Below are 11,922 nucleotides of genomic sequence, written 5' to 3'. Positions count from 1 at the left end.
ATACGGCATTTTGAATTTGACTAATAAAGAAAATTCTACTATAATACATATATCTATGCATTAGGAGGCAGCTATGATTAAAAGTATGACCGGCTTCGGCAGGTGTGAGATAGAGGAAGACAACCGTAAGATAACGGTAGAGATTAAATCAGTAAATCACCGCTATCTGGATGTAAATGTTAAGCTTCCTAAAAAATTAAGTTTCTTTGAAAGTGCCGTGCGTAACTTAATCAAAGAATACATACAGCGTGGAAAAGTAGATATCTTCATTACCTGTGAAGATTTCAACGAAGCCAACTTCTCACTGAAATACAACGAAGAACTTGCTGGCGAATATTTAAAATATTTACAGCAGATGGCAGAGCATTTCCAGCTGGAAAATGATATCCGTGTCAGCACATTGTCACGTTATCCGGATGTTTTTATAATGGAAGAACAGGATAATGACGAAGAAGAACTTTGGGCACTTCTTGAGAAGACATTGCGTAATGCATGTGAGGCATTTGTTGAAACCAGAGAAAAAGAAGGCGAGAATTTAAAAACTGACCTTCTGAATAAATTAGATGAAATGATTGGCTATGTGGACTTTATCGAAGAACGTTCTCCAATCGTTATGAAAGAATACCGTGAGCGATTAGAAACCAAGGTAAAAGAAATTTTAGAAGATAAGCAGATGGATGATGCAAGAATTGCAACGGAGGTTACAATATTTGCTGATAAAATATGTGTGGATGAAGAAACTGTCCGCTTAAAGAGCCATATTGAAGCGATGAAAGCTGCTTTAACAGGCGGTGGAACCGTTGGAAGGAAGCTTGACTTCATTGCTCAGGAGATGAACCGGGAAGCAAATACGATTCTTTCCAAGGCAAGTGATCTTGCAATTTCAGATACCGGTATTAATCTGAAAACGGATATTGAAAAAGTCCGCGAACAGATTCAGAATATTGAATAAATGATTTCCGTAAACCCTGTAGTAAGAATGGAATGGTGAAAAATGGCAGCACTTATGAATATTGGATTTGGAAATGTAGTAAATACAGATAAGATTGTTGCTGTGATTCAGCCGGATTCTGCACCTGCCAAGCGCATGATTCAGAAAGCCAAAGAAGAAGAGTGCGTGGTGGATGCAACCCAGGGAAGACGTACCCGTGCGGTGATTATTACCAACGCCGGATATATCGTTCTTTCTGCGTTACAGCCGGATACACTGACTGGCAGATTTAACGAGATTAGTGGAAATAAACTGAGTGAGGAATAGTAAATGAAAAGAAAAGGTATATTAACCGTAGTATCCGGTTTCTCCGGTGCCGGCAAAGGCACTGTGATGAAAGCTCTGATGGCAGAGTATAAGGATACGTATGCATTATCTGTTTCAGCTACCACGAGAAATCCGAGACCAGGAGAAGTGGATGGTGTTGATTATTTCTTTCGTACCAAAGAAGAATTTGAACAGATGATAGCAGACAATGCGTTAATTGAGCATGCCTGTTATGTAGGAAATTATTATGGTACACCAAAAGCCTATGTAGATGAACAGTTAGAGGCTGGAAAAGATGTAATTCTTGAGATAGAGATTCAGGGAGCACTTGACGTAAAGAAACGTTTCCCGGACACCATCTTAATCTTTGTAACACCACCGGATGCGGATGAATTAAAGAACCGCCTGGTGAATCGTGGAACTGAAGATATGGCAACCATCAATGCAAGATTAAGCAGAGCATCCCAGGAAGCAGAGTTTATGAATCAGTATGATTACATTGTGGTGAACGATACCGTCCCTGCATGTGTGGAGAATATCCACAGCATCATTGAGAACGAGCATGATTGTGCATCACGTAATATAAATTTCATCAATAAAATCAGAGAAGAGCTGAAGTGCTTTTCGAAAGGAGAATAAATTATGATACATCCATCTTATGTTGAGTTAATGAAGGTCGTAAATAACGACGTTGAAATCGGAGAAGAACCGGTCGTAAACAGCAGATATTCTATTGTAATTGCTACTGCAAAGAGAGCAAGACAGATTATCGGTGGAGATGAACCATTGGTTGAAAATGCCAAAGGAAAGAAACCACTTTCTATCGCAGTAGAAGAGCTTTATACCGGAAAGGTAAAAATCATGGGAGAAGATGCTGTTTCAGAAGATAACGAGTAGCATAGCGGGGTTGCCAACATGGTTTGGTAACCCTTTCATCATGTAAGAGAAAAATATATACAGGACTTTTTCCTGTTACGGAGGAATGAATGAATATTTTCTTTGTATCACTGGGTTGTGATAAGAATCTGGTAGATTCAGAATATATGCTTGGTATGATCCGTGATGCCGGATATACCATTATTGATGATGAAACGCAGGCAGATGTGATAGTAATTAATACCTGTTGTTTTATCAATGATGCCAAAGAAGAGAGTATTAACACAATACTTGAAATGGCAGAATATAAGAAAACCGGACATGCAAAGGCATTGATTGTAACCGGGTGCCTTGCCCAGCGTTACCGGAGTGAGATTGAGGAAGAAATACCGGAAGTAGATGCAATTCTTGGAACTAATTCCTATGATAATATTGTTTCTGCTGTGAAAGAAGTTATGGCAGGAAAACATTATACCAATTTAAATTCACTGGAAGGACTTCCGACCTTGCATACCAAACGATGTGTTACCACCGGTGGACATTATGCCCATTTAAAAATTGCAGAAGGCTGTAACAAACGCTGTACTTACTGCATCATTCCATATATCAGAGGTAACTACCGCAGTATTCCGATCGAAGAACTGGTAGCAACAGCCAGAGAACTGGTAGAGGGCGGTGTAAAGGAGCTGATTCTGGTAGCCCAGGAGACCACCCTTTACGGAATTGATCTCTATGGAAAAAAATCCCTGCACCGGCTTTTGGATGAATTAAACAAGATTCCGGGATTGTACTGGATTCGTATTCTTTACTGTTATCCGGAAGAAATTGATGATGAACTGATTGAAGCAATCAAACGAAATGATAAAGTCTGCCATTATCTGGATATTCCGATTCAGCATGCAAATTCAGATGTATTAAAGAGAATGGGAAGAAAGACCAATAAGGATGACCTTGTTCGTATTATTCATCATCTGCGGGAAGAAATTCCGGATATTACGCTCCGGACCACTTTAATTTGTGGCTTCCCGGGAGAGACAGAAGAGCAGCATAAAGAGCTGTTGGAATTCGTACAGGAAATGAAATTTGACCGTCTGGGCGCATTTACCTATCTCCGGAAGAAGGAACGAAAGCAGCTGAGATGGAAAATCAGATTCCGGAAGAGACGAAAAAACTGTGGCAACAGGAAGTCATGGAGCTTCAGGAAGAAATTATTTTTGAGAAAAATGAAGATATGGTTGACCGTGAACTTTATGCTTTTATCGAAGGAAAAGTTGCAGATGAGAATGCTTATGTAGGAAGAACCTACCGTGATGCGCCATCTATTGACGGATATATTTTTGTAAATACAGAGGAAAACTTAATGACCGGAGACTTTGCCAAAGTAAAAGTAACCGGAGCTTATGAATATGATTTGATAGGAGAATTAGCATGAATTTACCAAACAAATTAACAATTTTCAGAGTAATTTTGATTCCGTTTTTTGTAGTGTTTATGTTGGCACCGATTTGTCCGGGTTATGCAAATTATATTGCTGTAGCAATCTTTATTGTAGCAAGTCTTACAGACCTTTTGGATGGGAAGATTGCAAGAAAGTATAATCTTGTGACAGATTTCGGCAAATTTATGGACCCGCTTGCGGATAAACTGCTGGTATGTGCCGCAATGATCTGCCTGATTGAAACCGGACAGCTTGCAGCCTGGATTGTAATCGTAATTATCAGCCGTGAGTTTATCATCAGTGGTTTCCGTCTGGTAGCAGCTGATAACGGCGTTGTAATTGCAGCCAGCTACTGGGGCAAATTTAAGACCACATTCCAGATGCTTATGGTCATTGTATTGATTCTTAATTTTGATAACTGTTACTTCCAGTTATTAGGAACCGTACTTACTTATATTGCACTGGTATTAACGGTTGTATCTCTAATTGATTATCTCTGGAAAAACAGAGCTGTTTTAAAAGAACAGAAATAAAGAGGATTCCCATGGAAAAAAGACAGGAAAATCTGGAAGATAAAATTGTAAAAAGGCTGACGGAGAATCATTTATCCATTGCTGCCGCAGAATCCTGTACCGGAGGACTTGTAGCCGCAACTTTGATTAATGTGCCGGGTGCTTCGGATGTGCTGGAAGAATCTTATATCACATACTCGGATGCGGTAAAGCATAAAGTACTAGGTGTATCGGAAGAAACCTTACAGAAACACACTGCAGTAAGTAAAGAAGTAGCAGAAGAAATGGTTCGTGGCGTAACAAAAGTTGCCGGTACGAATGTCGGAATCTCAGTAACCGGTATTGCAGGTCCAGGCGGTGGAAGTGAAAAGTTCCCGGTAGGACTGGTATACATTGGTTATAAAATTAATGATTTTGTGAAAGTTATACGTTATGTATTTTCCGGAGACCGTAGTGAAGTGCGTATGCATGCGGTGGAGACGGCATTGCAGGAACTGAATGATTTACTGATAAAAGAGGGATTTTGATGAGAATAATAGCCGGAAAAGGAAGAAGCCTTCCATTGAAAACAATTGAAGGGATAGACACAAGACCGACAACAGACCGTATTAAGGAAACGCTTTTTAATATGCTGCAATACGAGATTGCGGACTGCCGGTTCTTAGATTTGTTTGCAGGAAGCGGACAGATTGGATTGGAAGCTGTCAGTCGTGGAGCGAAAGAAGCTGTTTTTGTGGAAAGTGGGAAAAAAGCAGCAGCATGTATACAGGATAATATTAACTTTACCAAATTTAATGACCAGTGCCGTTTACTGCAGATGGACGTCATGGCAGCTATCCGGAGTCTGGAAGGGAAAGGGGCATTCCAGATTATTTTCATGGATCCGCCTTACAATCAGGAGCTGGAAAAGGATGTGCTGATGCTACTTTCGAAATCGACCCTGGTAGATGAAGATACGGTAATTATTGTAGAAGCGTCCCTAAAGACGGGTTTTGAGTATCTTGAGGAGCTTGGTTTTACACTTGATAAATGCAAAAAATATAAGACAAATTTACATGCCTTTATATCCAGAAAGGAATAACCTATGATGAAAAAAGCAATCTATCCGGGCAGCTTTGACCCGGTCACAAATGGTCATGTTGACATGATTGAACGTGCTTCGAAAATAGTGGACGAGCTGGTTGTGGGAGTTTTAAATAACAGTGCAAAAAACTCGTTGTTTTCTTTAGATGAACGTGTTAGTATGTTAAAAGAGATAACAAAAGATATGCCGAATGTAACAGTTGCTTCTTTTGATGGTCTTTTAGTTGACTTTATGGAAAAAATTGATGCAACCATTATCGTCAGAGGATTGCGTGCGGTAACGGACTTTGAATATGAACTTCAGATTGCACAGTCGAACCATCGTGTAAATCCAAAGATAGATACGGTATTTCTTACAACGAATGTAAAATATTCCTATCTCAGCTCTACAATTGTAAAGGAATATGCTTCTTATGGTGGCGATATTTCTCATTTTGTCCCACCACAGTTTATAGAGCGGATTTATGATAAATATAATATCAAAAAATAAGGAGTGTGGACGATGAGTAGCAGAATGGAACAAATCATAGAAGAAATCGAAGAATATATTGATAATTGCAAATATCAGCCATTATCCAGTACAAAAATTGTTGTTAATAAGGATGAGTTAGAAGAACTCCTGACGGAATTAAAAATGAAAACGCCAGAAGAAATCAAGCGTTATCAGAAGATTATCAGCAACAAAGAAGCTATTCTGGCAGATGCCCAGGCAAAAGCAGATGCCATCATTGCTCAGGCACAGGTACAGACCAGCGAGCTTGTCAGTGAACACCAGATTATGCAACAGGCTTATGCCCAGGCAAATGAGGTTGTTATGATTGCTACCAAGCAGGCACAGGAGATTCTTGATAAAGCAACCAATGATGCCAATAATATCCGTATGGGTGCAATTCAGTATACGGACAGCAGTCTTAAGAATATTGAAGAAATTTTAAGTCATGCCATTGAAGGTTCACAGGCAAGATATGATAATCTGATTCATACCCTTCAGGGTTGTCTGGATGTTGTAACGGCAAACCGGAATGAACTGCTTCCAGAGGAAGAAGAGGCTTCTTCCGGACAGGCAAAACAGGAAACAACAGCAGAGCCTGCCACACAGGAAGCTCCGGCAAATGAGACTCCGGAAGAGTAATATATATTTATCCTGCCGGATATATCATGTACCCCAGAAGGAAAGCACAGAATGCAAGACTGATTCGGACCAGCAGATAATATTTCATGGAGAGCTTCTGGCATGCAACCATGGAATAGGTCTGGGCGAAGCCACATAATCCGCCAAAAGAGGTAAGACTTAAAATTAAGGCATAAGCAAGTTGTGGAGAGAGAGCTTCTTCAGAAATCTGCCGGATTCCATTAGTAACTTCCAATGGAATACAAAGTGGTAATTGTAAGAGCTTTTGTGGCACATAAAAGGTAATCTGTTCTAACAGAATAGAAAAGAGCATGATATATCCACCGAGTTTACAAAGAATTTCAAAACCGTTCATGATACCGGCATCTATGATTGAAAAGTTTAATTTTAATCGTGGTGCCGTTTCTTTTTGCGTTAGACTTTTTCGTTGAAGGGCATAAAGAATGCGGCAGAGAATCAGTGGCGGCAGATAGAGAATCCCAAATGTTGGCAATAAAAGACTGTCCTGCCGAAGCGTGTCATGAACAATGTAGCTTGCAATAAACATAGGACTGATATTGTTACAGATTGCAAAGAGAATGGTTGCTTCTTCCTTTGATAATTGATTTTCCTCTAACATTTGGGCACAGATACGGCTTCCCATAGGAAAACCAAATAGAAATCCTGACAGAAGTGGAAAACAGGCATTTCTGCTGCAGGGAATCAGGAGATGGATGAATGGATAGAGGATTCCTGAAATATGATAAAAAACTCCGGATGAAATCAGAATATTGGATAGAATGGCAAAAGGAAGCAATGCAGGCAGAATATTCTGATACCAGAGCATAAGGCCATTTGCTGCGGCTGATACCGTAAGCATGGGATGCACAAATAATAATATTAAGCACAAAAAAAGAATCAGAAGAGAAATAGTTTTTTTCATAGTTCAATATATTGTATAAAATAACTTTTATGCGGATTATTATGAAGAAGAAAATTTGTGTCATTATTCTCTTTTTTTTGCTGTTGGTCATAGACTGCAGCCTGTTACAGCAGATTCAAAAGCGGGCAGCCTTTTATATAGCATTTGAACAACAGGAGTTCTTTCAGAAACTTCGGAATCAGGAAGTCTCTCCGGAAACGGTGTTAAAATTCAGGAAATATGAGTCTGAAGATGGTGAGGCTCAGGACGATATGACATTTACCCGCTATCTTCTGGCATATTATGCTTCAGATTTAACAGAAAAAAACGAGCTGAAAGATGTATACAAAAGATTGCTGCATTTTCATAAAGAAGAAATTGAAAAGCAGGAAGCCTATTTAGACAGTATCTGGTCTGACATTGTCTATTTTCCGGTTCCGGATACCATCTGGGACGAAGAGAAAAAAGTAACTTTTGGAGACACCTGGATGCAGAGCCGCACTTATGGTGGAGACAGAGGACATGAAGGCTGTGATATTATGGCAGATATCAATGAGCGGGGAAATTACCCGGTAATCAGTGTCTGCGATGGAACCATAGAGCAGATGGGCTGGCTGGAACTTGGGGGTTACCGTATCGGAATCCGGAGTCCTCATGGAGCATATTTCTACTATGCACATCTGTCGGATTATGCAGAGGGACTTTCCATCGGAGACGAGGTTCATGCCGGAGAGCTGATTGCATTTATGGGAGATACCGGATATTCTAAGACAGAAGGAACCGCAGGTAATTTTGATGTGCATCTTCATTTTGGAATTTATTTAAATGATGAAAATAAACGGGAGTTTAGTGTAAATTCCTATTCCATCCTGCAATATCTCTATCAGGAGAAGAAAATATTACATTATCAATATTAAGATTTAAATTAGAATTTGAATTATAAGAAACACGCTTTGCGAGCTTCTGGAGTTATCGCGGTGTCTGCTAAATCAGAGTAGTAAAGGAACGTATCAGAATGAAAGATTTGAGATTAGATAAATTTTTAACAGAAATGGGCAAGGGAAGCAGGAGTCAGGTGAAAACATATATTTCCAAGGGACGTGTTACCGTAAATGGAGAAATCATCAAACGTCCGGAATACAAGATTTCACCGGAAAAGGATATTGTTAACCTCGAAGGCGAAAAGGTTAATTATTCCCAATGGGAATATTATATGCTAAATAAGCCTGCCGGCTGTGTCAGTGCCACGGAAGATAAGCATTTTCCAACTGTAGTTTCCTTCATAGAAGATGCTGTAAGAAAAGATTTGTTTCCGGTAGGCAGACTGGATAAGGATACGGAAGGGCTGCTCCTTATCACCAATGACGGTGCGTTGGCTCATGAGCTTTTATCTCCGAAGAAACATGTGGCAAAAACTTATTATGCCAGAATAGAAGGAAAAGTGACTGCTGAAGATGTTACGGCTTTTCGGAAGGGTCTTGATATCGGAGAGAAAAACCTTACAAAGCCTGCTGAACTTGTGATTTTAAAAAGTGATTCAGAATCAGAAATTGAAGTTACTATTACCGAGGGAAAATATCATCAGATTAAGCGGATGTTTGAAAAAACAGGAAAAAAGGTCATTTATTTAAAGCGGCTTTCCATGGGAAACTTAAAGCTGGACGAAACCCTGGCAACAGGAGCGTATCGTCCGTTGACAGAGTCAGAATTACAGGCATTAAAGGAAGGATAAGAGAATGCAGAACGGTTTTTTACCAATTTCAAGAAAAGATATGGAAGAAGCAGGGATAAAGCAGCTGGATTTCGTCTATATATGCGGAGATGCATATGTAGACCATCCTTCCTTTGGACATGCTATTATCAGTAGAATATTGCAGGCACATGGTTATACCGTGGGTATCATTGCACAGCCGGATTATCGTGACAAGGAAAGCGTAACCATATTGGGCGAGCCACGGCTTGGCTTTTTAGTTTCCGGTGGGAATATGGATTCCATGGTAAACCATTATTCTGTATCGAAAAAGAGACGTGCCCATGATGCATTTTCACCGGGTGGCGTTATGGGAAAACGCCCGGATTATGCAGTGGTAAGTTACTGCAATCTGATCCGTCAGACCTATAAACATAATCCAATCATTATCGGCGGTATTGAAGCAAGTCTTAGAAGACTTGGGCATTATGATTACTGGTCTAATAAGGTAAAACGTTCCATTCTTCTGGACTCCGGTGCTGATTTGATTTCTTATGGAATGGGCGAGCACAGCATTGTTGAAATTGCAGATGCGTTAGCTTCCGGTCTTGCGGTAAAGGATATTACTTATATCGATGGAACTGTTTTTAAGACCCGAAATAAAGAAGATATTTATGATGCCTTGGAATTGCCGTCTTTTAATAAAATCAAAGAGGACAAGACAGCGTATGCCAAGAGCTTTTACCTTCAGTATCAGAATACAGACCCTTTTACGGCAAGAAGAATTTATGAAACCTATGATGAGAAAATGTTTGTCGTACAGAACCCTCCGGCAAAACCATTGACCCAGATGGAAATGGATGATATCTACGCACTGCCGTATATGAGAACCTATCATCCAATCTATGAAAAGGATGGTGGTGTACCGGCTATTGAAGAAGTAAAATTTTCACTGGTCAGTAACCGTGGCTGCTTTGGTGGCTGCAGTTTTTGTGCTTTAACTTTTCATCAGGGCAGAATTATTCAGACCAGAAGTCATGAATCCATTCTTGCAGAAGCAAAAAAGATGACACAGGATAAGGATTTTAAAGGATATATCCATGATGTAGGTGGCCCGACTGCTAATTTCAGGGCACCGGCATGTACGAAGCAGCTCACAAAGGGAGTTTGCAAGAACCGGCAATGTCTGTTCCCGACACCATGTAAAAATCTTGTTGCTGACCATAGTGATTATATCAGTCTTCTTCGTAAATTACGGAATATCAAAGGCGTGAAAAAAGTATTTGTCCGTTCCGGTATCCGTTTTGACTATCTTTTATGTGATACGAAAAATAATTTTCTGGAAGAACTTTGTAAATATCATGTCAGCGGACAGCTAAAGGTGGCGCCGGAGCATATTTCAGACCCGGTATTACAGAAAATGGGAAAACCTCCCGTTTCCGTTTATAATGAATTTGTCCGCAAGTATCATGATATGAATGAACGGTTAGGATTAAAACAGTATCTGGTACCATATCTGATGTCCTCCCATCCTGGTTCGACCCTGCAGGAGGCAGTAGATTTGGCTGAGTATTTAAGAGATTTAGGTTATATGCCTCAGCAGGTACAGGATTTCTATCCGACCCCATCCACCATATCGACCTGTATGTACTATACCGGTTTAGATCCGCGGACCATGGAGCCGGTATATGTAGCAACCAATCCGCATGAGAAAGCCATGCAGCGTGCACTGATACAGTATCGTAATCCGGAAAATTATGATTTGGTGCATGAAGCGTTAGTTAAGACGAACCGGACGGATTTAATCGGCTTTGATGCCCATTGCCTCATCCGTCCAAGAAAGCTTGCCAAAGAAGAAGCATTTTCGGATAAGAAAAAGACGAAGCGGACACTGAATCAAAATCAGACAAAGTATAAAACTGGAAATTCCAGAAATACAGAAAAATATTCGGGAAAGACTTCCAGTCAGAATACGAAGAAGAAGCATACGATTCGAACCGTTCATAAAAAGAAATAGTAAGGATATGTTATGAAAACATTTATCATTAAAGAAAATGAAGCAGGACAACGTTTTGATAAATATTTAAAAAAGCTTTTAAAAGAAGCACCGTCAAGCTTTGTCTATAAAATGCTTCGGAAAAAGAATATTGTATTAAATGGAAAAAAGGCAGATGGATCCGAAAAACTGAATGCCAGAGATGAGGTAAAGCTGTTTTTAGCAGATGAAACTTATGATAAGTTTGCAGGAGCAGAGGTAAAAGAAAGTTTTCCAACCACAGCACTGGATATCGTTTATGAAGATGAAGATATTTTAATCATCAATAAACCTGCAGGAATGCTGTCACAGAAGGCACAGCCATCCGATATTTCTGCCAACGAATATATTATCGGATATCTTCTTCAAAGCAGAGCTCTTAAGGAAACGGATTTGCGGACCTTCCGGCCGTCCGTCTGCAACCGTCTTGACCGCAATACTTCAGGACTTCTGACAGCCGGAAAGACGTTAAAGGGATTGCAGGATTTATCCGAGACATTGAAAAAAAGAACCGTAAAGAAATATTATCTCTGTCTGGTAGCTGGATGCATTACAGTACCGCAGCATTTAAAGGGTTATCTTATGAAGGATGAAAGGCAGAATCGGGTATTTATTTCAAAGGAAAAAACAGAGGATGCACTCTGTATCGAAACCGAGTATGAGCCACTGGAAGTATATCAGGATGTCACACTGCTGCAGGTGCATCTGATTACCGGACGCAGCCATCAGATCCGTGCCCATTTAGCATCCATTGGTCATCCGATTATCGGAGACAGTAAATATGGTAATGAAAAAATCAATCATTTTTACCGGGAACGCACCGGCGTAAAACATCAGCTTTTACATGCTTATCGTATGATATTTGCAGATGGCAGATGTGTAGAAGCAGCTCCACCGGATGATTTTAATAAGGCTATTTGTTATGCAAATCAGAATGCCACAGAGCAGTAATTGTTTTTAACGAAAGACTACTGATGTTACAGGAAGGATGAATAAG

Annotated in this window: 14 protein-coding genes and 1 pseudogene; 14 read left to right on the top strand and 1 reads right to left on the bottom strand. The window is 40.0% G+C overall.

Annotated elements, in window-relative coordinates; all coding sequences use genetic code 11:
* Nucleotides 1–73: 73 nt before the first annotated feature.
* The 10 genes and pseudogenes from DW059_RS09650 (at nt 74) to DW059_RS09605 (ending at nt 6,299) form a co-directional block, all read left to right on the top strand.
* Nucleotides 74–952, top strand: a complete 879-nt coding sequence (locus DW059_RS09650; RefSeq protein ID WP_117698640.1) for a YicC/YloC family endoribonuclease — start codon at nt 74–76, stop codon at nt 950–952.
* A gap of 42 nt (nt 953–994) precedes the next feature.
* Nucleotides 995–1,258, top strand: a complete 264-nt coding sequence (locus tag DW059_RS09645; protein WP_117698639.1) for a DUF370 domain-containing protein — start codon at nt 995–997, stop codon at nt 1,256–1,258.
* Nucleotides 1,259–1,261: 3 nt separating this feature from the next.
* Nucleotides 1,262–1,897, top strand: coding sequence for a guanylate kinase (gmk, locus tag DW059_RS09640; RefSeq protein WP_117698638.1), 636 nt, complete (start codon nt 1,262–1,264; stop codon nt 1,895–1,897).
* Nucleotides 1,898–1,900: 3 nt separating this feature from the next.
* Nucleotides 1,901–2,155, top strand: a complete 255-nt coding sequence (rpoZ, locus tag DW059_RS09635) for a DNA-directed RNA polymerase subunit omega (protein WP_022243861.1) — start codon at nt 1,901–1,903, stop codon at nt 2,153–2,155.
* A gap of 89 nt (nt 2,156–2,244) precedes the next feature.
* Nucleotides 2,245–3,566: pseudogene (gene rimO, locus DW059_RS09630) on the top strand (30S ribosomal protein S12 methylthiotransferase RimO).
* Entirely contained in the window at nt 3,563–4,105 is a 543-nt protein-coding gene (gene pgsA / locus DW059_RS09625) for a CDP-diacylglycerol--glycerol-3-phosphate 3-phosphatidyltransferase (RefSeq protein ID WP_022243859.1), read from the top strand. The pseudogene rimO and the gene pgsA overlap by 4 nt, the downstream one beginning before the upstream one ends.
* An 11-nt stretch (nt 4,106–4,116) precedes the next feature.
* On the top strand, nt 4,117–4,611 hold the full coding sequence (locus DW059_RS09620; protein ID WP_117698637.1) for a CinA family protein: 495 nt from the start codon (nt 4,117–4,119) through the stop codon (nt 4,609–4,611).
* Nucleotides 4,611–5,165, top strand: coding sequence for a 16S rRNA (guanine(966)-N(2))-methyltransferase RsmD (gene rsmD, locus DW059_RS09615; RefSeq protein WP_117698636.1), 555 nt, complete (start codon nt 4,611–4,613; stop codon nt 5,163–5,165). The genes DW059_RS09620 and rsmD overlap by 1 nt, the downstream gene beginning before the upstream one ends.
* A 6-nt stretch (nt 5,166–5,171) precedes the next feature.
* Nucleotides 5,172–5,657, top strand: a complete 486-nt coding sequence (gene coaD / locus DW059_RS09610; protein WP_022243856.1) for a pantetheine-phosphate adenylyltransferase — start codon at nt 5,172–5,174, stop codon at nt 5,655–5,657.
* A gap of 12 nt (nt 5,658–5,669) precedes the next feature.
* Nucleotides 5,670–6,299: an ATPase gene (locus DW059_RS09605; protein WP_117698635.1), complete on the top strand. Its 630-nt coding sequence runs from the start codon at nt 5,670–5,672 to the stop codon at nt 6,297–6,299.
* Nucleotides 6,300–6,306: 7 nt separating this feature from the next.
* Here DW059_RS09605 and DW059_RS09600 read toward each other — a convergent pair whose 3' ends face one another.
* A complete protein-coding gene (locus DW059_RS09600; RefSeq protein WP_330408373.1) occupies nt 6,307–7,062 on the bottom strand; it encodes a hypothetical protein in 756 nt (251 codons plus the stop codon).
* Between the two features lie 200 nt (nt 7,063–7,262).
* Here DW059_RS09600 and DW059_RS09595 point away from each other — a divergent pair, with 200 nt between their 5' ends.
* The 4 genes from DW059_RS09595 to DW059_RS09580 all read left to right on the top strand — a co-directional run bounded on the left by DW059_RS09595 (nt 7,263) and on the right by DW059_RS09580 (nt 11,876).
* Complete coding sequence (locus tag DW059_RS09595) at nt 7,263–8,117, top strand: M23 family metallopeptidase (RefSeq protein WP_158552098.1); 855 nt, start codon at nt 7,263–7,265, stop codon at nt 8,115–8,117.
* Between the two features lie 98 nt (nt 8,118–8,215).
* A complete protein-coding gene (locus DW059_RS09590) occupies nt 8,216–8,932 on the top strand; it encodes a pseudouridine synthase (RefSeq protein WP_117698632.1) in 717 nt (238 codons plus the stop codon).
* Between the two features lie 4 nt (nt 8,933–8,936).
* Nucleotides 8,937–10,907, top strand: coding sequence for a YgiQ family radical SAM protein (locus tag DW059_RS09585; RefSeq protein WP_117698631.1), 1,971 nt, complete (start codon nt 8,937–8,939; stop codon nt 10,905–10,907).
* Between the two features lie 12 nt (nt 10,908–10,919).
* Nucleotides 10,920–11,876 (top strand): RluA family pseudouridine synthase, encoded by a 957-nt coding sequence (locus tag DW059_RS09580; RefSeq protein ID WP_117698630.1) that lies wholly within the window; start codon nt 10,920–10,922, stop codon nt 11,874–11,876.
* The last annotated feature ends 46 nt before the right edge of the window (nt 11,877–11,922 follow it).

This window comes from Roseburia sp. AF42-8 (genome assembly GCF_003435965.1).
GTDB lineage: Bacteria > Bacillota > Clostridia > Lachnospirales > Lachnospiraceae > Roseburia_C > Roseburia_C amylophila.
Note: the sequence above shows the minus strand (reverse complement) of the source record. Positions and strands in the feature narration are given on the sequence as shown.